22 protein-coding genes are annotated in these 21701 nt (G+C 54.3%); 17 read left to right on the top strand and 5 right to left on the bottom strand.

Annotation, left to right across the window (positions count from 1 at the left end):
• Positions 1-45: 45 nt before the first annotated feature.
• Positions 46-2598: a peptidoglycan glycosyltransferase/peptidoglycan DD-transpeptidase MrcA gene (gene mrcA, locus ACFX4O_RS11840; protein WP_380209782.1), complete on the bottom strand. Its 2553-nt coding sequence runs from the start codon at positions 2596-2598 to the stop codon at positions 46-48.
• Positions 2599-2717: 119 nt separating this feature from the next.
• Between mrcA and ACFX4O_RS11835 the strand changes: the two genes are divergently transcribed.
• The 12 genes from ACFX4O_RS11835 to trpS all read left to right on the top strand — a co-directional run bounded on the left by ACFX4O_RS11835 (position 2718) and on the right by trpS (position 12733).
• Positions 2718-3503 carry a DNA utilization protein HofM gene (locus tag ACFX4O_RS11835; protein ID WP_380209784.1) on the top strand — a complete coding sequence of 262 codons (786 nt, stop codon included), beginning with the start codon at positions 2718-2720 and terminating at the stop codon, positions 3501-3503.
• Positions 3503-4042 carry a PilN domain-containing protein gene (locus ACFX4O_RS11830; protein WP_380209786.1) on the top strand — a complete coding sequence of 180 codons (540 nt, stop codon included), beginning with the start codon at positions 3503-3505 and terminating at the stop codon, positions 4040-4042. Before ACFX4O_RS11835 ends, ACFX4O_RS11830 begins: the two co-directional genes overlap by 1 nt.
• Entirely contained in the window at positions 4023-4487 is a 465-nt protein-coding gene (locus ACFX4O_RS11825; protein ID WP_380209788.1) for a hypothetical protein, read from the top strand. The genes ACFX4O_RS11830 and ACFX4O_RS11825 overlap by 20 nt, the downstream gene beginning before the upstream one ends.
• The gene (locus ACFX4O_RS11820) at positions 4477-4824 is read left to right on the top strand and encodes a HofP DNA utilization family protein (protein ID WP_380209790.1); all 348 of its coding nucleotides are present in this window, start codon (positions 4477-4479) and stop codon (positions 4822-4824) included. Before ACFX4O_RS11825 ends, ACFX4O_RS11820 begins: the two co-directional genes overlap by 11 nt.
• Positions 4790-6025 (top strand): DNA uptake porin HofQ, encoded by a 1236-nt coding sequence (gene hofQ / locus ACFX4O_RS11815; RefSeq protein ID WP_131411947.1) that lies wholly within the window; start codon positions 4790-4792, stop codon positions 6023-6025. Before ACFX4O_RS11820 ends, hofQ begins: the two co-directional genes overlap by 35 nt.
• 287 nt (positions 6026-6312) lie before the next feature.
• Entirely contained in the window at positions 6313-6834 is a 522-nt protein-coding gene (aroK, locus tag ACFX4O_RS11810; protein WP_035892101.1) for a shikimate kinase AroK, read from the top strand.
• A gap of 54 nt (positions 6835-6888) precedes the next feature.
• Positions 6889-7977, top strand: coding sequence for a 3-dehydroquinate synthase (gene aroB, locus ACFX4O_RS11805; RefSeq protein ID WP_380209792.1), 1089 nt, complete (start codon positions 6889-6891; stop codon positions 7975-7977).
• Positions 7978-8065: 88 nt separating this feature from the next.
• The gene (gene damX, locus ACFX4O_RS11800) at positions 8066-9367 is read left to right on the top strand and encodes a cell division protein DamX (protein WP_131411951.1); all 1302 of its coding nucleotides are present in this window, start codon (positions 8066-8068) and stop codon (positions 9365-9367) included.
• A 67-nt stretch (positions 9368-9434) separates the two neighbouring features.
• Complete coding sequence (gene dam, locus ACFX4O_RS11795) at positions 9435-10256, top strand: adenine-specific DNA-methyltransferase (RefSeq protein ID WP_380209795.1); 822 nt, start codon at positions 9435-9437, stop codon at positions 10254-10256.
• A gap of 51 nt (positions 10257-10307) precedes the next feature.
• Positions 10308-10985: a ribulose-phosphate 3-epimerase gene (rpe, locus tag ACFX4O_RS11790; RefSeq protein ID WP_017459856.1), complete on the top strand. Its 678-nt coding sequence runs from the start codon at positions 10308-10310 to the stop codon at positions 10983-10985.
• Positions 10978-11736 carry a phosphoglycolate phosphatase gene (gene gph, locus ACFX4O_RS11785; protein ID WP_017459857.1) on the top strand — a complete coding sequence of 253 codons (759 nt, stop codon included), beginning with the start codon at positions 10978-10980 and terminating at the stop codon, positions 11734-11736. Before rpe ends, gph begins: the two co-directional genes overlap by 8 nt.
• Complete coding sequence (trpS, locus tag ACFX4O_RS11780; RefSeq protein WP_131411957.1) at positions 11729-12733, top strand: tryptophan--tRNA ligase; 1005 nt, start codon at positions 11729-11731, stop codon at positions 12731-12733. Before gph ends, trpS begins: the two co-directional genes overlap by 8 nt.
• Positions 12734-12782: 49 nt before the next feature.
• Here the strand turns inward: trpS and cysG are convergent, their stop codons facing one another.
• The 4 genes from cysG to nirB all read right to left on the bottom strand — a co-directional run bounded on the left by cysG (position 12783) and on the right by nirB (position 17937).
• Positions 12783-14147 carry a siroheme synthase CysG gene (cysG, locus tag ACFX4O_RS11775; RefSeq protein ID WP_380209797.1) on the bottom strand — a complete coding sequence of 455 codons (1365 nt, stop codon included), beginning with the start codon at positions 14145-14147 and terminating at the stop codon, positions 12783-12785.
• 17 nt (positions 14148-14164) lie between these two features.
• The gene (gene nirC, locus ACFX4O_RS11770) at positions 14165-14974 is read right to left on the bottom strand and encodes a nitrite transporter NirC (protein ID WP_380209799.1); all 810 of its coding nucleotides are present in this window, start codon (positions 14972-14974) and stop codon (positions 14165-14167) included.
• A 96-nt stretch (positions 14975-15070) separates the two neighbouring features.
• Positions 15071-15397, bottom strand: coding sequence for a nitrite reductase small subunit NirD (nirD, locus tag ACFX4O_RS11765; RefSeq protein ID WP_380209801.1), 327 nt, complete (start codon positions 15395-15397; stop codon positions 15071-15073).
• Positions 15394-17937 carry a nitrite reductase large subunit NirB gene (nirB, locus tag ACFX4O_RS11760; protein WP_380209804.1) on the bottom strand — a complete coding sequence of 848 codons (2544 nt, stop codon included), beginning with the start codon at positions 17935-17937 and terminating at the stop codon, positions 15394-15396. The genes nirD and nirB overlap by 4 nt, the downstream gene beginning before the upstream one ends.
• Before the next feature lie 240 nt (positions 17938-18177).
• On the opposite strand from nirB, the gene ACFX4O_RS11755 reads away from it, so the two are divergent.
• The 5 genes from ACFX4O_RS11755 to pabA all read left to right on the top strand — a co-directional run bounded on the left by ACFX4O_RS11755 (position 18178) and on the right by pabA (position 21659).
• The gene (locus ACFX4O_RS11755; RefSeq protein WP_380209806.1) at positions 18178-19479 is read left to right on the top strand and encodes a cytosine deaminase; all 1302 of its coding nucleotides are present in this window, start codon (positions 18178-18180) and stop codon (positions 19477-19479) included.
• Positions 19480-19623: 144 nt separating this feature from the next.
• Positions 19624-20196 carry a peptidylprolyl isomerase A gene (gene ppiA / locus ACFX4O_RS11750; protein WP_131411969.1) on the top strand — a complete coding sequence of 191 codons (573 nt, stop codon included), beginning with the start codon at positions 19624-19626 and terminating at the stop codon, positions 20194-20196.
• Positions 20197-20301: 105 nt separating this feature from the next.
• Positions 20302-20472 carry a YhfG family protein gene (locus tag ACFX4O_RS11745; RefSeq protein ID WP_131411971.1) on the top strand — a complete coding sequence of 57 codons (171 nt, stop codon included), beginning with the start codon at positions 20302-20304 and terminating at the stop codon, positions 20470-20472.
• Positions 20462-21064, top strand: coding sequence for a putative adenosine monophosphate-protein transferase Fic (locus ACFX4O_RS11740; RefSeq protein ID WP_131411972.1), 603 nt, complete (start codon positions 20462-20464; stop codon positions 21062-21064). Before ACFX4O_RS11745 ends, ACFX4O_RS11740 begins: the two co-directional genes overlap by 11 nt.
• A gap of 31 nt (positions 21065-21095) precedes the next feature.
• Positions 21096-21659: an aminodeoxychorismate synthase component 2 gene (gene pabA, locus ACFX4O_RS11735; protein WP_131411973.1), complete on the top strand. Its 564-nt coding sequence runs from the start codon at positions 21096-21098 to the stop codon at positions 21657-21659.
• Positions 21660-21701 lie beyond the last annotated feature (42 nt).

Below are 21701 nucleotides of genomic sequence, written 5' to 3'. Positions count from 1 at the left end.
GCGCCCTTTTTGCTGCCTGTCGGCCGGGATAAGTCCGGCAAAGATTTAAAACAGTTCGTGAGATTCGCCGTTATCCATTAACGTCGTGCCCACTTCATGAACCGCTTGCTGGGTTGGCTGCGTCCCTTCGATAAAGTACTCCTGGCGGCTGCTACCCCCGTTCGCCAGTTGGCCGGTGCTGCGGTCGATATTCACCGTCACCACGCCTGGCGGCGGCGTTAATGGCTCTTCAGGAACCCCTTCCAGCACAACTTTCATGTACGCATCCCAGGCGGGTTGCGCGCTTTTCGCGCCGCCTTCGTAGCCGGATATCTGATCTTTAATCGCGCCGGACGCGCTAGTACGCCCCAAATCTCTGCGATGATCGTCAAAGCCGATCCAAACGGAGGTTACTACTCCTGGGCCATACCCCGAGAACCAGGCATCTTTCGAGCTGTTCGTGGTCCCGGTTTTTCCGCCAATATCATTACGTTTGAGATCACGACCTGCACGCCAGCCAGTACCCTGCCAGCCTGGTTCGCCAAAGACGTTAGTGTTGAGTGCGCTTTTGATCAAAAACGACAGCGGGGTGCTAATAACATGCGGTGCGTACTCTTCGGCGCCGCTTCTTTGCACCAGCGCCTGGTTGGCTTGCTCAAGCTGTGGCTGCGGTACTGCCGCGTTCTGCTGCTCTTGTGAGGTGGCAACGTTTTCCATGTCTTTGTTTTCCAGCACATTCGACTTCGGCGTATCGCCGTAAATCACCGGAATATCACAATCGGCACAGGCGACTTTTGGACGGACTTCAAACAGCACATTGCCCTGATCGTTTTCGATTTTAGTAATGAAATACGGATCGATCAGGAAGCCACCGTTTGCCATGACCGAATAGCCACGGGCAACCTGCATTGGCGTAAAGGAAGCAGAGCCCAGCGCCAGCGATTCGGTATGAACAATGTTTTGCGCCGGGAAGCCAAAACGTTGCAGATATTCCGCCGCGTAATCGACTCCCATCGCGCGCATTGCACGTACCATCACTACGTTTTTCGACTGCCCCAACCCCTGGCGTAAACGAATCGGACCGGCATACTCGTCCGGCGAGTTTTTGGGTCGCCAGTCGGATCCTGCGCCTGCATCCCAGCGGGAAATTGGCGCATCATTCAGGATGCTCGCCAGTGTCAGGCCTTTATCCATTGCCGCGGTGTAAAGGAATGGCTTGATGTTAGAGCCCACCTGACGCAGCGCCTGCGTCGCACGGTTAAACTTGCTCTGGTTAAAATCGAAACCGCCAACCAGCGCCAATACTGCGCCGTTACGCGGGTTGATGGAAACCAGCGCAGAGTTAACATCTGGCACCTGCGCCAGCCACCAGGCGTCATCGACCTGGCGAACCCAAATTTGCTGCCCGGCCTGCACCACGTCAGTGACTTTGCGCGGCGTCGCGCCTTGCTGCGTATCAGAACGATACGGACGCGCCCAGCGCATGCCTTCCATGCGCAAAGAAACCGATGTGCCATCAGACATCATCGCCGTTGCTTCCTGCGGATTGGCGCTGGTCACGACTGCCGGAGAGAGCGGGCCATAAGTCGGTAGCGTTTTCAACGAGTCGGTGATTTTTTTACTGTCCCACGCCGCTTCGCCCACTTTCCACAACACATTCGACGGGCCGCGATAACCGTGGCGCATGTCGTAATCCATCACGTTATTACGCACGGCGGCCTGCGCAGCCTGCTGCACTTTGCGGGTGATGGTGGTGTAAACGCGGTAGCCATCTTCGTAGGCTTTATCACCATAGCGATTGACCAAATCCTGGCGCACCATTTCGGAAAGGTAAGGTGCGGAAAAAGCGATTTCTGGCGCATGGTAATTGGCATCGATAGCTTCGCCGCGCGCTTGATCATACTGCTGCTCGGTGATGTAGCCTTCACTCTCCATACGCGCCAGCACAACATTACGGCGCGCGGTGGCGCGATCGAGTGAATAGAGCGGGTTAAACGTTGACGGTGCTTTTGGCAGACCGGCAATCACCGCCATTTCGCTCAACGTTAACTGATCGACCGTTTTCCCAAAGTAAACCTGCGCGGCGGCACCCACGCCATACGCGCGGTAACCGAGGTAGATCTTGTTGAGATAAAGCTCAAGGATCTCATCTTTGGTCAGCAACTGTTCAATGCGGATCGCCAGGAATACCTCTTTAAGCTTACGCATCAGCGTGCGTTCCGGGCTTAAGAAAAAGTTACGTGCCAGCTGTTGGGTAATCGTACTTGCGCCCTGCGACGCGCGCCCGGAAAACATCGCCACGCTGGCTGCGCGGAAAATCCCCACCGGATCGACACCGTGATGTTCATAAAAACGGCTATCTTCCGTGGCGATAAACGCTTTAACCATCTCAGGCGGGATTTGATTCAGCGTCAGCGGAATACGGCGTTTTTCGCCATATTGCGCGATCAATTCGCCGTCAGCGCTGTAGACCTGCATTGGAATTTGTAGTCGCACATCTTTCAGTGTGGCGACGTCAGGTAACTGTGGCTCAATATATTTGTACAGACCGTAAATCGAGCCTGCTCCCAGCAGAATGCAACATACTGCAAGGATGAATAAATACTTTACGAACTTCACTGGAGATTTCCCATTTAGAGTCATTTGGGCAGTTTATAAACAACCGCGCGGTAGTATAAAGGCAAGCCTGATGCATTGATATAGCGTCATCCAGCGAGACGATAAGGAGATCGGGATTTATGGCATTCAGGCACTGGCAAATTGGTTTGCATATTCAACAAGATGGCATCTTCATTGTCGCCCTTGCCGCCGGGCGTCGCGGCCAGGCGCTGCGCCGTTGGTGGCATCTTCCACTATCCCCCGGCGTAGTGGAGCAGGGGAGGATCAAAGCGCCGGACGCATTGCTCGTCGCATTGCGACCATGGCGGCAATCGCTACCGCAGCGTCATTGCGTACGCATGGCATTCCCCGCCGGGCAAACCCTGCAAAAAAAGTTGCCGCGACCGGCAATCAAACTGCGCGAACCCACTTTGACCAACTGGGTTTCACAGGCAATGGCGCGTGAGCTGGATATGGCGGAAAACGATCTCTGTTTCGACTTCACCGAAGATGAGCCAGGCAAAGCTTACGGCGTGACTGCTGCGCAAAATAAAGATGTGGCGGCACTGCTGGAGATAGCACAGACATTATCCCTTCATCTTTCCTCTATTACGCCAGATGCCAGTGCGCTGCAGCCATTGTTACCCTGGCTTACGTCACCGGCTCGCTGTCTTGCGTGGTGCGATGAACGCCAGTGGTTATGGGCCACCAGAGAGAGTTGGGGACGGCGAGCGCGGGAAGAAGCCGAAAATGCGGCTCAACTTGCCGCTGTACTTGGGCTACCCGCTGACGAAATAGCACTGTGTGGTGAAATGCCCGGAGGATTTGACTGCTGGAGCGCTGTTCCTTCGCGCCAACCGCCTTTACCCGAAGTCGGGGAACGCTTTGCGATAGCGCTGGGACTGGCTGTTGCCAGGGGATACTGATGCAGCCCGTCGTGAATTTTCTCCCCTGGCGGCGTCAAAAACGGTTGCGTTGCATACGTCTTTGGGCCGCGATTCTTATCGCGACAGCGTTGATGATAGCGCTAGTCGGCGCAGTATGGCGGGCATCCGCTGCGGTTGACCTGCGTCTGACCACGTTGTGGCAACAATCCGATGCTGCCTTACTCGCAGGGTTGCATGCCGCCGAACAGCCGTTGCAGCTTCGACGCCAGCGTTGGCAGCAGGCACAGGCGCAGCTATTACGGCGCCAGCGTACCCTGGCGTGGCGACAGACCTTGCTTACACTGGCGGAGAATTTGCCACCCAACGCCTGGTTTACCACCCTGCGTTGGCAGCAAAACCAGCTTGACGTTTCAGGCATGGCCAGTTCCTTCCACGCATTAAGCGAGCTTGAGCAAAGGTTGCAGAAAACGGCAGGTTTTCAGCTACAACCCGCAGGCACGGTGGAGCGTGATGCTCAGGGGCGCTGGCAATTCCACTACCAACTGAACAGGGAGCGTGATGATGTTGCTCACCCTTGATATTTGGTTTGCTTTGTCGTTACGAACGCGGGTGCTGTGTTGGGTACTCTCCTCGCTTTGCGCGCTGGCTCTTTTATGGTGGCTGGTGATATGCCCGGTAAAAGAGGCACAGATGTGGCTGGTTACTCAACAACAGCAACAACGCACGGCGCTGCGCACGCAGTGGCAAAAGTTACACGCGCTGGTAACGCCGTCAGAATCATTGACCTTGCCGGAGCTTCGGGTATTTAGTCCGCTGGATTTTCAGTCACAAGGGCGCCAGCTTGCGCGCTGGCAGCCTGCTCAGGGTGGTGGAGAGTTAGTGCTTGAAACCGGCTGGAAAGGCGTGGTTGAGACGTTTCCACTGCTCACGGAGCGTGGCATGCAGGTTCCTGCGTTTTCCTTAATGACCGGTGAGGGCGCGCTGAATTTTACGTTGCGAGTGGAGCAGGACAATGCGAACTAAACGTCTGTTATTGGCCGGGCTGCTCTGCCTGCTACTTAGCGGCATGCGCGATCCTTTCCTGCCACCGCCAGATACATGCCAAACCGCGCAGCTCGGCAATTGGCATTTTCACGGCGCGGTGACAGGCGATCAACCAATAGGGATCCTGCGCGATGACACCGGGCGCTGGTATCGCCTGATTGCTGGCGAAACGCTGCCCACCGGATGGCGCGTTGTCGCTATCCACCAGGATGAAATGCTGATTGAGATTGGCGAAGAGTGCACTCCAGCGCAATGGCGCTGGCAACGAGAAGGAACTCAACATGCGAAAATGGATAGCGAGCGCGATGCTCTTTAGCCTGCCGCTTGCCGGCGCGCAGACATCACGTGTCGTCACAATGACCGTCGACGACGTGCCTGTCACCCAGGTATTACAGGCGCTGGTTGCGCTGGAGAAGCAGAACATGGTGATTTCACCTGAGGTCAGCGGCACGGTGTCGCTGAATCTCAAAGATGTTCCCTGGCAGCAGGCGTTACAAACCGTTGCCGCTAGTGCCGGATTAACGTTAAACCAGCAGGATAACATCTGGCAGGTCCATACCACGGCATGGCGGCAGCAAAAGCAGGCGGAGCAGGAGGCCGTTCAACGCCAGCGCAAACAGAACACACCCTTGCAAACACGCAGTTTTGTGTTGCGTTATGCCGACGCGGTGGAGCTGGCAAAAGCCGGGGAAAAACTGCTCAGCCCACAAGGGGCAATGACGGTTGATGCACGGCTTAACCGGCTACTGGTCCGTGATAATAAAGAAGGGCTTGCCGCACTGGAAAAATGGGTCGCACAGATGGATTTACCGGTCGAACAGGTAGAGCTGGCGGCTTATATCGTCACCATCAATGAAAAAAGCCTGCGCGAACTGGGAGTGAAATGGGGGCTGGCGCAGGATAAGCCCGCTGCGCGTGGGCAACTGAACGGAGTTTCTGCAGATCTGTCGGTTTCGGATGCCAGTACGCGCGTCAGCTTTAATATCGGCAGTATCAATGCCCGATTGCTGGAACTGGAGTTATCGGCCCTTGAGCAGAAACAACAACTTGAAATCATCGCCAGTCCGCGCCTGTTGGCATCTCACCGCCAGCCCGCGAGTATCAAGCAGGGGAGCGAAATACCTTATCAAGTTGCCAGCGGCGATAGCGGTAGCACGGCGGTGGAATTTAAAGAGGCGGTGCTGGGGATGGAAGTCACACCGACGGTGCTGCCCGATAACCGTGTAAGGCTGAAGCTGCGCATTAGCCAAAATATGCCGGGCCAGGTGCTACAGCAAGCAGGGGGTGAGGCGATGGCGATTGACAAGCAGGAGATTGAAACGCAGGTCGAAGTAAAAAGTGGCGATACGCTGGCACTTGGCGGGATCTTTTCACAAAAGAACTCTGCCGACAGTGCGCAGGTTCCAGGGTTAGGCTCGATTCCAGGCATCGGCAGGTTATTTCGCCAGGACGGTAAAGATAATGAGCGTCGCGAGCTGGTCGTGTTTATTACGCCCAGGTTGGCAGCGGTACATTAAATCTGCCGTAACTCCCCCTTTTTCAATGGAACTTGGTCCAGGTGTTTGACGTGAGACATGATTTAGCTTACAAGGAGTACCGATTTGAGCGTCAGTGGTCTCCGTCGAACAATGAGCAGCATGAAGGATTGCGTGTTTATTCAGTTGCCAAACAAGCCGGAGTACTGAGATAATTTTCGATCTGACTCTCGCACTATCGCATATGAGGTTTCAGTTCATGTCCTGCTACGCCGATTATTTGCGAAGCGGGTTTATCATCAACGAATAGTCTTAGTAGTACCGAAAAAATGGCAGAGAAACGCAATATCTTTCTGGTTGGGCCTATGGGTGCCGGCAAAAGCACTATTGGGCGTCAGTTAGCTCAACAACTCAATATGGAATTTTACGATTCTGATCAAGAGATTGAGAAACGAACCGGAGCTGATGTGGGCTGGGTCTTCGATGTTGAAGGTGAAGAAGGCTTCCGCGATCGCGAAGAAAAAATCATCAATGAGCTGACGGAAAAACAGGGTATCGTACTGGCGACCGGCGGTGGCTCTGTGAAGTCTCGCGAGACCCGTAATCGTCTCTCCGCCCGTGGCGTAGTGGTTTATCTGGAGACCACTATCGAAAAGCAATTAGCTCGCACTCAACGTGACAAAAAACGCCCGCTTTTGCAGGTGGAAACGCCGCCGCGCGAAGTATTGGAAGCGTTGGCCGACGAACGTAATCCGTTGTATGAAGAGATTGCCGACGTGACCATTCGCACTGACGATCAGAGTGCAAAAGTGGTGGCAAACCAGATTATTCATATGCTGGAAAGCAACTAATTCTGGCTAAATTACACGCCTGCGGGTTTAAGCAACTAAGGTGGATGTCGCGTCATGGAGAGGATCACAGTCACTCTCGGGGAACGTAGTTACCCTATCACCATCGCGGCTGGTTTGTTTAACGATCCAGCTTCCTTCTCGCCCCTGAAGTCTGGTGATCAGGTTATGCTGGTCACCAATGAAACACTGGCTCCGCTCTATCTTGATAAAGTCCGCCATGTTCTTGAACAGGCTGGCGTGAAAGTGGATAGCGTGATTTTGCCCGATGGCGAGCAGTACAAAAGCCTTGCGGTGATGGACACGGTCTTCACCGCGTTGTTGCAAAAACCCCATGGGCGCGATACCACACTGGTCGCGCTCGGTGGTGGTGTGGTGGGTGATTTGACCGGCTTTGCGGCAGCCAGCTATCAGCGCGGCGTGCGCTTTATTCAAGTGCCGACCACGCTTCTTTCTCAGGTTGACTCCTCTGTTGGCGGCAAAACAGCGGTGAATCATCCCCTCGGTAAAAACATGATCGGCGCGTTTTATCAGCCTGCATCGGTGGTTGTCGATCTTGATTGTCTGGCTACGCTTCCTGCCCGTGAATTGTCCTCTGGCCTCGCGGAAGTGATCAAATACGGCATTATTCTCGACGGCGAGTTTTTTAACTGGCTGGAACAGAATATGGATGCGTTGCTGCGCCTTGATGGCCCGGCGATGGCGTACTGTATTCGCCGTTGTTGTGAGCTGAAAGCGGAAGTTGTTGCCGCCGATGAGCGGGAAACAGGCTTACGTGCTTTACTGAATCTGGGGCATACCTTTGGTCACGCTATTGAAGCGGAAATGGGCTACGGTAACTGGTTGCACGGTGAAGCTGTCGCGGCAGGTATGGTAATGGCGGCGCATGCATCGGAACGTCTTGGTCAGTTCAGCAAAGCAGACACGCAGCGTATTAAGGCGCTGTTGAGACGCGCAGGTTTGCCGGTACAGGGCCCGCAGGAGATGTCTGCGCAGGCTTACCTACCGCATATGATGCGCGATAAAAAAGTGTTGGCGGGAGAGATGCGTTTAGTGCTCCCGTTGGCCATAGGGAAGAGTGAAGTTCGCGGCGGAGTGTCGCACGACGTAGTACTTGGCGCTATTGCTGATTGCCAGCAGGCGTAACTATTAGAAAGGTCTGGTCACGCACTGCGTGGCGTTTAACTTCGGGCGAGATGCATGATGTGGCATACGCCTTTGTGTGGGGTGTTAAATGGATGAATTCAAACCAGAAGACGAGCTGAAACCCGATCCCAGCGATCGTCGTACTGGTCGTTCTCGCCAATCTTCCGAGCGTGTCGATGAGCCGCAGATCAACTTTGATGATGTTGATGTAGATGCGGACGAACGCCGCCCGTCTCGCAGCCGCCGTGCGCGCGATGAGCGTGAAGAAGAGAGCTATGAAGAAGATGAAGAGGCGTTTGACGAGGAGCGCGAAGAGCGCCGTCCGCGTAGGCGTAAGAAAGCGGCAGCCGTGAAACCCGCTTCCCGTCAGTATGTGATGATGGGCGTCGGCATCCTGGTTCTGCTTCTGTTAATCATCGGTATTGGTTCTGCGCTGAAATCCCCCGCACCCGCAACGAGCAATGAACAAAACGCCCCGGCGGAGAAAAATATCGATCTCTCCACAGGCAATAACAATGCCAGCAATACCGGTGCTGCAGATCAGGCGAATGGCGCACAGCCAGCACCTGCTCAGCAACAAACTTCTGGCAACGCGCCTGCACCGCAGGATGTCGCGCTGCCGCCCATTTCCTCTACGCCATCACAAGCTGAAGCACCAGCCGCGCCTGCGGGTCAGCAGCGTGTTGAAGTGCAGGGCGATCTGAACAACGCACTCACGCAGCCACAGAACCAGTCTCAGTTGGATAGCGCGGTAAATTCGACGCTGCCAACCGAGCCTGCAACGGTTGCGCCGGTACGTAACGGCAACGGCGCTGCTGCGCGTCAGCAACAATCTGCTGCAGCTGAAAACCATACTGCTACGCCGCGTACCGAACGCAAGCAGATGGTTATCGAGCCGAAGGCGGTTGCTAAAGAACCAGTGATGAAAGCGGAACCGAAAGCTGAATCCAAAGCTGTCGCTCAGCCGCCGAAACGTACTGAAACCGCTGCTACCGCACCGGTAAAAGCGCCTGCGGTAACGTCGTCACCCGTGCAAACACAGCCAAAAGCCGTGACTGCACCAGCAGCCAGCGCTGCACCTGCGGCAAGCGCTACGGCCTCCACAGGGAATGTTGGAGCGTTGAAATCTGCGCCAGGTAACCACTACACATTACAGTTGAGCAGTTCTTCGAACTCCAACAACCTCAATGCGTGGGCGAAGAAAGAGAACCTGAAAAACTTCGTGGTGTACCAAACCACACGTAATGGTCAACCCTGGTACGTGCTGGTGAGCGGTGTGTATGCATCAAAAGACGATGCGAAACGCGCTGTCGCGGCGTTACCTGCGGATGTTCAGGCGAAAAATCCCTGGGCCAAACCGATACACCAGGTTCAGGCCGATCTGAAGTAATGTATAAAGCGCAGGATGCTGTCGGAGCTTTCTCCACAGCCGGAGAGAGTGTAAGTAATCAGTCAGCATGAAAAAGAATCGCGCTTTTTTGAAATGGGCAGGGGGAAAATACCCCCTGCTGGACGATATCGGAAGGCATCTGCCACAGGGTGAATGCCTTATCGAGCCGTTCGTCGGCGCGGGTTCGGTGTTTCTCAACACGTCGTTCTCCCGCTATATCCTCGCTGATATCAACAGCGACTTGATTAGCCTCTATAACATCGTTAAAGACCAGCCTGACGAGTATGTGCGCCAGGCGCGGACGCTGTTCGTTCCTGAGACGAACCAGTCTGTGGTTTATTACCAACTGCGCGCAGAATTTAACCAGTGCCAGGAACCTTTCCGGCGTGCGCTGCTGTTTTTATACCTCAATCGGCATGGCTACAATGGCCTGTGCCGCTATAATCTGCGCGGTGAATTCAACGTGCCGTTTGGTCGTTATAAGAAACCCTATTTCCCGGAAGCGGAGTTGTACCACTTCGCCGAGAAAGCGCAGAATGCCTTTTTTTATTGTGAATCTTACGCCGATAGCATGGCCCGCGCTGACCAGAATTCCGTGGTCTACTGCGATCCACCTTACGCCCCGCTGTCGGCGACGGCCAATTTTACGGCGTATCACACCAACAGTTTCAGTCTTGAGCAGCAGGCGCATTTGGCGGCGATTGCCGAAAGCCTGGTGCAAAACCGGATCCCGGTATTGATTTCCAACCACGACACGCTGTTAACGCGCGAGTGGTACAGTCAGGCAAAATTGCACGTGGTAAAAGTGCGGCGCAGTATCAGCAGTAACGGTGGTACACGTAAAAAGGTGGATGAGCTGCTGGCACTCTATCGCCCGGCTCCGCGATAATTCGCATTCACCGCGCTGCCTGCCGAACCCTACTTTCTCAAGGAGATGCGGATGAAACAGTATTTGATTGCCCCCTCGATTCTGTCGGCTGATTTTGCTCGCCTGGGCGAAGATACCGCCGCCGTCCTGGCTGCGGGTGGTGATGTGGTGCATTTCGATGTGATGGATAACCATTACGTGCCGAATTTGACCATTGGCCCGATGGTGCTCAAAGCGCTGCGCAATTATGGCATCACTGCCCCTATTGATGTTCACCTGATGGTGAAACCGGTTGATCGCCTAATTCCCGACTTCGCCGCCGCTGGCGCAAGCATTATCACCTTTCATCCTGAAGCGTCCGAACACGTCGATCGCTCGCTGCAGCTCATCAAAGAACACGGCTGTAAAGCGGGGCTGGTATTTAACCCGGCAACACCGCTCAGCTACCTGGATCATGTGATGGATAAACTGGACGTGATCCTGCTGATGTCGGTAAACCCCGGTTTTGGCGGCCAGTCTTTTATTCCGCACACGCTGGATAAGCTGCGTGAAGTGCGTCGCCGCATTGATGCTTCAGGCTTTGATATCCGCCTCGAAGTCGACGGCGGTGTTAAGGTGAGCAACATCGGCGACATCGCCGCAGCGGGCGCGGATATGTTTGTCGCGGGTTCGGCGATTTTCGATAAACCCGATTACAAACAGGTTATTGATGAAATGCGTAGTGAACTGGCAAAGGTAAGTCATGAATAAAATGCAGTCGATTCAGGGGATTGCTTTCGATCTCGACGGCACGCTGGTGGATAGCGCGCCGGGTCTGACCGCCGCTGTGGATAGTGCGCTGTATGCACTTGAATTGCCGCAGGCGGGCGAAGCGCGCGTAGTAACCTGGATTGGTAACGGCGCAGATGTGCTGATGGAGCGCGCGTTTAACTGGGCTCGTCAGGAACGCAGCAGCCAGCGCGCGGCGCAAGGCAAGCCGGACGTGGGTAACGACATTCCACAAGAAGAGCAGATACGCATGCTGCGTAAGCTGTTCAACCGTTATTACGAAGAGACCGTGGAAGAGGGCAGTTTTCTGTTCCCGGACGTGGCACAAACGCTGGCCGCGCTGCATGCCAAAGGTTTGCCGTTGGCGCTGGTGACCAATAAGCCGACGCCGTTTGTGGCACCGCTGCTGGAAGCGCTGGGCATTGCGCAATACTTCACGTTTGTGGTCGGCGGCGATGATGTGGTGAACAAAAAGCCGCACCCGGAACCGTTGCTTCTGGTGTGCAAAAAGCTCAATATTCAACCTCATGAGTTGCTCTTCGTGGGTGATTCGCGCAATGACATCCTGGCCGCTAAGGCGGCAGGTAGCGCTTCGGTTGGTCTGACCTACGGTTATAACTACGGTGAAGCGATTACCGCCAGTGAGCCGGATTACGTGTTTGATCACTTTAAAGATTTACTGCCCGCACTCGGGCTTTCGCACAGTGAAAATCAGGAAATGAAAAATGACTAAGCCCATCGTCTTTAGTGGCGCACAGCCCTCAGGTGAATTAACCATTGGCAACTATATGGGTGCGCTGCGTCAATGGGTGAACATGCAGGACGACTATCACTGTATCTACTGCATCGTTGACCAGCACGCGATTACCGTGCGCCAGGATCCGCAAGCGCTGCGTAAAGCGACGCTGGACACGCTGGCACTTTACCTGGCGTGCGGCATCGATCCGCAAAAAAGCACCATCTTCGTTCAGTCCCATGTTCCGGAGCATGCACAGCTCGGCTGGGCGCTGAACTGCTATACCTATTTCGGTGAACTGAGCCGCATGACTCAGTTCAAAGACAAATCCGCACGCTATGCGGAAAACATCAACGCCGGTCTGTTTGATTACCCGGTGCTGATGGCGGCAGACATTCTGCTGTACCAAACCAATCAGGTACCGGTGGGTGAAGATCAAAAACAACATCTGGAACTGAGCCGCGATATCGCGCAGCGTTTCAACGCGATTTATGGCGATATTTTCAAAGTGCCTGAGCCGTTTATTCCGAAATCCGGCGCGCGCGTGATGTCGCTGCTGGAGCCGACCAAGAAGATGTCCAAATCGGACGATAACCGCAACAACGTTATCGGCCTGCTGGAAGATCCGAAAGCGGTAGTGAAAAAAATCAAGCGTGCGGTGACCGACTCCGACGAACCACCAGTGGTACGTTACGATATCGCCAACAAAGCGGGCGTTTCCAACCTGCTGGATATTCTCTCTGCCGTGACCGGCCAAGGCATTGCGGAGCTGGAACAGCACTTTGAAGGCAAAATGTACGGCCATCTGAAAGGGGAAGTGGCAGATGCCGTTTCCGGCATGCTGAGCGAGCTGCAAGAGCGTTATCATCGTTACCGCAATGACGAAGCCTTCCTGCAACAGGTGATGAAAGACGGCGCGGAAAAAGCCAGCGCACGTGCATCGGAAACCCTGAAGAAAGTCTACGAAGCGATTGGTTTCGTTGCTAAATCGTAATCGATAACAGAATAAAAAAGGGCAGGTTCTACCTGCCCTTTTTCTATTTTTAGAACCACTTAAGCTTATCGCGTAGCCCCACCACGCGACCAACAATGATCAGCGCCGGGCTTTGCACCTGCTGCGCCAGCTCGCCCAGTTGCGACAACGCGCCGCTGACGACCTTCTGCTGCACGGAGGTGCCGTTCTCAACCAGCGCCACTGGCATGTCTACCTGCATTCCGTGCGCCATTAATTGCGCCTGAATCGTTGCCGCCTGATTAAGCCCCATATAGAACACCAGCGTTTGCTTTTCCGCAGCCAGGTTGGCCCAGTCCAGCTCACCACCGGTTTTCAGGTGGCCGGTCACCAGCCGCACGCTTTGCGCATAATCCCGATGGGTTAACGGAATGCCGGAGTAAGCCGAACAGCCCGATGCCGCCGTAATGCCGGGCACCACCGAAAAGGGAATTCCCGCGTGGCAGAGCGTTTCCAGTTCTTCGCCACCGCGACCAAAAATAAACGGGTCGCCGCCTTTAAGCCGGACAACGCGTTTACCGCTTTGCGCTTCGCGCAGCAGGATCTGATTGATCTCCTCCTGCGGCACGCAGTGGTAGCCCGCGCGTTTGCCAACAAACACCCGATCAGCATCGCGGCGCACCAGGTTCATGATCTCATCGGAAACCAGTCGGTCGTAAACCACCACATCGGCTTGCTGGATCTGCTGCAAACCCTTTAACGTCAGCAGCCCTGCGTCACCAGGTCCCGCGCCAACCAGCACCACTTCACCACGGTTATCCAGCGGCTCGGCCAGCAGTTGTTCGGTAATTTTTTCTACTGCGGTGGTGTCCTGGTTCGCCAGCGATTGCGCCAGTCGGTCATTGACGAACAATTTCTCCCAGAAACGGCGGCGCTCGCTCATGCTGGGGAACTGCTTTTTGACCCGGCTGCGCAACTTACCCGCGAAATGGGCGACATGGCCCAGATGCTGCGGCAACAGCGATTCCAGTTTCTCGCGCAGCAAACGCGCCAGCACTGGCGATGTGCCACCGGAAGAGACCGCCACCATCAACGGCGAACGGTCAATGATCGACGGCATAATAAAGCTCGCTTGTTTGGGCGCATCCACAACGTTACAGAAGATACGGCGTTGCTCTGCGGCGTCGCTGACGCGTTGATTAACCGCTTCGTCATCCGTTGCGGCAATCGCCAGCCAACACATATCCAGCAGCGTTTCGCGAAATTCGCCTTCAATCAGCGTGAGCATGCCTTCTTCGGCCCAGACGGTGAACTGAGGAGCAAAAGTGAGTGCGTTGACGGTAAGCCGTGCGCCCGCATCCATTAACAGCCGGGCTTTACGTTCTGCGACATCGCCACCGCCGACAAGCAGGCACTGGCGATCGCGTAGCTGGCAAAAAATTGGCAAATGATCCACGACATTACCTCAACATTTTAGTTATTCGCTGTAGCCTGGCTTGCCACTTGGGTGACCGCAGAAGGGCGCTCAGATTTCGGCGTAGCATACCAGTAACCTAACCCCATAAAAACTGCGCCAGAGAAAGTATTGCCAAGCGTTACCCACAGCAAATTGTGACCGATTCCCGAAAGGGTATACGCCTCGCTGTGATGACCAAACCAGGAGAGCGCGAAGAGCGTCATATTGGCAACCGAATGCTCATAACCCGAGGCGATAAACGCCAGCAGGCACCACCAGATAGCGAGAAACTTCGCCGCGCCGTCGGTGCGGATTGCCATCCAGATAGCAAGGCATACCAGCCAGTTACACAGCGCGCCTTTAAAGAACAGTACCGTCGCGGGTGCGCTGGTTTTCGCCAGCGCTACCGCGTGCACCAGGCTCGTATCCACCGGTAACAAGCTGCCGCCGCCCCAGCTATACAGCAGCGCGACGAACACTGAGCCGAGCAAATTACCCAACCAGGTTTGCGGCAAAATAGCCCACATTTGCCCGTGGCTGATGGTGCCCGCTTTTACGCCCAGCGTCAGAAACATGGTGTGGCCGGTAAACAGCTCAGAACCGGCGATAATCACCAGCGTTAAGGCGATACCGAACGTCGCGCCCATCACCAGCGTGCGCAAAGCTGGATCGAGCAGGTTGCCAAGGGTAAAAATCAGGATGATGCCGAGCCCAACATAAGCGCCCGCCATGGCAGAGCTTATCCAGAAACCCAGTGGATTTTGTGAGGAGAGGCGAGCGATACGCGCAGCGTTAGCCGCGCACTTATTAATAGTGTCGGTAAACATGAGGTTGATTATCCAAAGTTAAAAAGAAAATGTTTAAAAGGAAAAAGTGAAAACGAAAAAGTGAAACCGCGGAGGCATTGCGCCCCCGCAGGGGGATTACGCTTTAATCTGTACTTCGCCGTCTTTCACGCGGGCATCGAAATGCGGGACAGAACGGCTTTCATCTTCCATGCACACGCCGTCGCGCAGGCGGAAGTGCTGTTTTTTCAACGGGCTGGCAACCCATAATTCGCCCTGATGCTCAGCGATAAGCCCGCGAGACAGCACGCTGGACTCAAAAAACGGGTCGATATTGCTGATGGCATACACGTGATCATCATGGTGCGGGCGAAAAATCGCGACTTGCTGACCTTTCACCAACGCACACACGCCGGTTGCAGGGATGATGTCGTTGATATTGCAGACGGTGTTCCACTGGCTCATGCGTTTTCCTCCACTAACACTACCGGAATACGTTCATATGGCGTTGCCGGGCGATGTTGCTGACGCTCTGGCACCACCTGCACGTTCGGATCGCGACGGTCGCTGTTGATAAAGTGTTTGAAGCGAAGTTGCGCGGAAGGCGTGTTCACCGTTTCTGTCCACTCGCAGACCACCGCTTCACGCAGGCGGGCCATTTCTTCTTCCAACTGTGCGTCAAAGCCCAGCTTGTCATCGATAATCACGCTTTTCAGATATTCGATGCCGCCTTCCATGCTGTCGAGCCAGGAAGCAGTGCGCGTCAGTTTATCGGCGGTGCGGATGTAGAACATCATAAAGCGGTCGAGATAGTGCAGCAGGGTTTCGCGATCGAGATCCGCCGCCAGCAGATCCGCATGGCGCGGTTTCATGCCGCCGTTACCGCACACATACAGGTTCCAGCCTTTTTCCGTGGCGATAATCCCCACATCTTTGCCCTGTGCTTCGGCACATTCACGGGTACAGCCAGAGACGCCAAACTTCATTTTGTGTGGGGTACGAATACCTTTGTAGCGGTTTTCCAGCTCAACGCCGAAGCCCACGCTGTCGCCCACACCGTAACGACACCAGGTCGAACCGACACAGGTTTTCGCCATACGCAGTGCTTTGGCGTAGGCATGACCGGTTTCAAAACCTGCGTTAATCAGTTGTCGCCAGATTTCCGGCAAATCGTCTTTTTGCGCGCCGAACAGGCCGATACGCTGAGAACCGGTGATTTTGGTGTAGAGATTGAATTCACGGGCGATACGGCCAACTTCCATCAGCCCTTCCGGAGTGATTTCGCCGCCTGCGGAGCGCGGGATCACGGAATAGGTGCCATCTTTCTGGATATTGGCGAGGAAGTTGTCGTTGGTATCCTGCAACGGCGTGTGTTGCGGTTTCAGGATGTACTCATTCCAGCAGGAAGCCAGCAGTGAACCGACGGTCGGTTTACACACTTCGCAACCATAGCCTTTGCCGTATTTTGCCAGCAGTTCGTCGAAGGATTTGATGCCTTCCACGCGGATCAGGTGGTACAGCTCCTGGCGTGAGTAAGCAAAGTGCTCACACAGGTTATTGGTTACTTCGATACCCTGTTTCGCCAGTTCTGCGTTCAGCACCTGGGTGACCAGTGGGATACAACCGCCGCAGCCTGTACCGGCTTTGGTTTCTGCTTTCAGGGCGGCAACGGTGTGGCAGCCTTTGTTGATAGCGGCAATCAGATCGCCTTTGGTGACGTCGAAGCAGGAGCAGATCTGCGCGCTGTCCGGCAGCTTATCCACGCCGATAGAGGGTTTACCGCCTGCCGCATGGGCTGGCAGGATCAGCGCATCCGGGTTTTCCGGCAATTCGATAGCGTTCAACACCAGTTGCAGCAAGTTGCCGAAATCGCTGGTATCGCCAACCAAAACTGCACCAAGCAGGGTTTTGTTATCCGGGCTGACAATCAGGCGTTTGTAGACTTCTTTGCTTTCGTCGAGATAGACATAGCTGCGTGCGCCTGGCGTACGGCCATGCGCGTCGCCGATACCGCCAACATCGACACCGAGCAGTTTCAGTTTGGCGCTGAGATCGGCACCTTTAAAGGCATTGGCCGTGCCGAGGATATGATCCACCGCCACCTGAGCCATTTTATAGCCAGGTGCGACCAGACCGTACACGCGATTATTCCAGCTGGCGCACTCGCCGATGGCATAGATATTCGGGTCGGAGGTTTGGCAGCTATCGTTGATCATGATACCGCCGCGCTGCGCCACTTCCAGACCGCACTGTGTCGCCAGTTTGTCGCGTGGGCGAATACCGGTGGAGAAGACGATAAAGTCGACTTCCAGCGCGCTACCGTCGGCAAAGCGCATGGTTTTACGCGCTTCGGTGCCTTCTTGCACAATCTCTTTGGTATTTTTGCTGGTGTGCACACGCACGCCCATGCTTTCGATTTTGCGCTTCAGTTGCTCGCCGCCCATTTGGTCGAGCTGTTCCGCCATTAGCATTGGCGCAAACTCAATGACGTGGGTTTCCACGCCTAAGTTTTTCAGCGCTCCGGCTGCTTCCAGGCCGAGCAAACCGCCACCGACCACCGCGCCACGGCGGCTGCGGCGTGCGCAGGATTCAATGGCGTTCAAATCTTCAATAGTGCGGTAAACGAAGCAATCTTGTGTTTCAGAACCTTTGATCGGCGGGATCCACGGATAGGAACCGGTTGCCATGATCAATTTGTCGTAATAAACCGTGCGTCCAGCGCTGGAGTGGATCACTTTTTCTTGACGGTTGATAGTGATGGCGCGCTCGCCGACCAACACTTTTACGCCATGTTTTTCGTAAAAGCCTTCACGAACCAGTGACAGCTCTTCAGCCGTATGGTGGGAAAAATAGGAAGAGAGGTGGACGCGGTCGTAGGCTTTACGCGGCTCCTCACAGAAGACGGTAATATCGAACTGGCTGGCGTCGGCTTTATCGAGGAGATCCTCAATAAAACGGTGGCCGACCATGCCGTTACCGATAATAGCGAGTTTAACTTTGCTCATTTTTGCCTCGATTTCTTTTCTACTACCACCTACCTTAACGATTCAGCTACCCGGCTTATTGATGTGCATCAAATACACCTTCACATACTACTTAATGAGTAGATAGTTGATTTTTATTGGTTTTTATAAGTCGTGGATATCACTGGCTTTTATGGTTTGCAGAATTTGTGTACAAAAAAGGAGGGTTTTTGCACTCACCTCTGATACAAATTATCTGAGGGAAACAGAGGGAGTCACACTATGTCGGCAGCACCGATTTGGTTAGTTCAGAATGTGCATTTACCCGATCGCGAAGGATTATGGCAAATCGCGATTGAGAATGGTCGCTTCGGTGAAATCACCCCGATGAATGAAACACACAGCGACAGCCTTGAAGTCCTGAATGCGCACGGTGGGCTGGCGCTACCGCCGTTTGTTGAACCGCATATTCACCTGGATACTACGCAAACTGCCGGAGAGCCAAACTGGAACCAATCCGGCACGCTGTTTGAAGGCATTGAGCGCTGGGCTGAACGCAAGGCGCTGCTGAGCCATCAAGATGTAAAGGCGCGCGCCTGGCAAACCTTGAAATGGCAAATGGCTAATGGCGTGCAGCATGTGCGAACGCATGTTGATGTTTCCGATCCCAGCCTGACAGCGCTGAAAGCCATGCTCGAAGTAAAAGAAGAGGTTGCGCCCTGGATTGATCTGCAAATCGTCGCTTTCCCGCAGGAAGGAATTCTCTCCTATCCCAACGGCGCTGCGCTGCTCGAAGAGGCGCTTCAGCTTGGGGCGGATGTGGTTGGTGCGATCCCGCACTTTGAATTCACCCGCGAATATGGCGTTGAATCGCTGCACATAGCTTTCGCGCTGGCGCAAAAATATGACCGCCCGTTGGATATTCACTGTGATGAAATTGATGATGAGCAGTCGCGCTTTGTTGAAACCGTTGCCGCGCTGGCGCTGAAGATGGGCATCGGCCCGCGCGTCACCGCCAGCCATACCACCGCGATGCACTCTTACAACGGTGCATATACTTCGCGACTATTCCGTCTGTTAAAGCTTTCTGGCATTAACTTTGTTGCTAACCCGCTGGTAAATATCCACTTGCAGGGGCGCTTTGACGATTACCCCAAGCGCCGGGGAATTACGCGGGTGAAAGAGTTGCTGGCGGCAGAGATAAATGTCTGTTTTGGTCACGACGATGTGTTTGATCCCTGGTATCCGCTCGGTACTGGTAATATGTTGCAGGTACTGCATATGGGGCTGCACGTTTGCCAGTTGATGGGCTACCAGCAAATTAATGACGGACTGCGTCTTATCACCCATAACAGCGCCCGAACCTTTGGGTTAACGCAGTACGGTATTGAAACGGGTAACCCAGCGAATATGGTTATTTTGCCCGTTGAAAGCGGTTTTGATGCGGTGCGCTGCCAGTCGCCGGTGCGTTGGTCGATTCGACAAGGGAGAATCATTGCCAGCACGCAACCCGCACAAAGCTGGATTCAGATGGATAACGGTGGCGAAGCGGTGATTTTTAGTCGTTATCGTTCGGGTATGTAGTCTTTGAGCTTGCGGGTTGTGAGCAGCCTGACGTTACATCTGTTACTAAATACGTAAAATTAAGTAAAAGGCTGGCCTGCTGGCTGACTGCTCTTTAGAATCAAGCCACTCGCTTTCTTTACTGCTCTTCGTTAAGGAAACCTTATGGTTAAATCGACTCTGGCGGCTGTTGCGGCTGTGTTTGCCCTTTCTGCTTTCTCTTCTGCTGCGCTGGCGGCAAAAGGCGATCCTCATGTTCTGATCACCACATCCGCCGGTAACATTGAACTGGAGCTGAACAACCAGAAAGCCCCTGTGTCGGTGAAAAACTTCCTTGATTACGTAAATAACGGTTTCTATAACAACACCACGTTTCATCGTGTGATCCCGGGATTTATGGTGCAGGGCGGCGGTTTCAACGAGCAGATGCAGCAAAAGCAGCCTAACCCGCCTATCAAAAACGAAGCTGATAATGGCTTGCGTAACACGCGCGGCACCATTTCGATGGCGCGTACCGCCGATAAAGACAGCGCAACCAGCCAGTTCTTCATTAACATCGCTGACAACGCTTTCCTTGATCATGGCCAGCGCGACTTTGGTTATGCGGTGTTTGGTAAAGTGGTGAAAGGCATGGATGTGGCCGACAAAATTTCCCAGGTACCGACGCACGATGTTGGGCCTTACCAGAATGTTCCGTCAAAACCGGTAGTTATTCTCTCCGCGAAAGTGCTGCCCTAAGTTTCCCCCGCACGGGGTGTTCACCCCGTGCTTCTTGAGCTTCCCTGCGTAACCTGTCATTTCTGCTTATAATTTGGGCACCGACATGTGAAACAGGGAGGCGCTATGACCAAAAAACTCACCGACCGGCAAAAATCCCGCCTCTGGGAACAGCAGCGCAATGTCAATTTTCAGGCCAGCCGACGGCTGGAAAACGTCGACAGCGAACGGGTGACGCTAAGTAGCGCGGAAGCCGATGCGCGCCTTGAAGAACTACGGAGGCACTATGAGCGATAAATTCGGCGACGGGCGCGATCCGTACCTCTATCCCGGTCTGAATGTGATGCGCAATGAGCTGGGGCTTCGCCAGGCGCAGAAACTGGAGCAGGCGGCTTATCAGTTCACTGCCTTACGCGCCGCCACACTGGATCTTGGCCCGATGGTGCGCGGTCTTCCTCATTTATGCGCCATTCACCACCATCTTTACCAGGACGTGTTCGACTGGGCTGGGCAGATCCGTGAAGTGGATATTTATGAAGGCGATACCCGGTTTTGCCACTTCGAGTATATCGAGAAAGAGGGCAATGCATTGATGCAGCAACTGGAAGATGAAGAGTGGCTGTGTGGGCTGGAAAAAGCGGTGTTTATTGAACGGCTGGCACACTATTACTGTGAAATCAACGTGCTGCACCCGTTCCGCCTTGGTAATGGTATCGCTCAGCGCATCTTCTTCGAGCAGTTGGCGCTGCACGCTGGTTTTTCACTCGACTGGCGCGGTATTGATCCTGATGAGTGGCGCGACGCAAACCAGGCAGGTGCAATGGGCGACTTAGCGTCGCTGCGCGCCATCTTCAGCAAAGTGGTGAGCGAAGCGGTCGAAAGCGAGTAAACTAGCGCGGTTTCCGACACCAGAGGCCGCTATGATCCTGCTTATCGATAATTACGACTCCTTTACCTGGAACCTGTATCAATATTTTTGTGAATTGGGGGCAAGCGTAGAGGTGCGGCGTAACGATGAGATAGCGCTTGCGGATATTGCCGTGCTGGCACCGGAAAAGATCGTTATTTCGCCCGGCCCCTGCACGCCGGATGAGTCCGGTGTTTCGCTGGCGGTTATCCGCCATTACGCGGGTAAATTGCCCATTCTTGGTGTTTGTCTTGGTCACCAGGCGATTGCGCAGGTATTTGGCGCGACTATCGTTCGTGCGGCAAAAGTGATGCACGGTAAGACATCACCTGTCACCCATAACGGCACTGGCGTATTTTGCGGGCTTAATAATCCGTTAACCGTCACGCGTTACCATTCCCTGGTTATTGATCCGCCTACGTTACCGGTGTGTTTTGAGGTTACCGCCAGCAGCGATAGCGGCGAGATCATGGGCATCCGCCACCGGGAGTGGGATCTGGAGGGAGTGCAGTTTCACCCGGAAAGTATTCTGAGCGAGCAGGGACATCAGTTATTGAAAAACTTCCTCGAACGCTGATTTGTGGTTGCCATTAACTGATTTTTTATGCATATTTCGTGA

It is taken from the genome of Kosakonia sp. YIM B13571, assembly GCF_042788095.1.
Lineage (GTDB): Bacteria > Pseudomonadota > Gammaproteobacteria > Enterobacterales > Enterobacteriaceae > Kosakonia > Kosakonia quasisacchari.
Note: the sequence above shows the minus strand (reverse complement) of the source record. Positions and strands in the feature narration are given on the sequence as shown.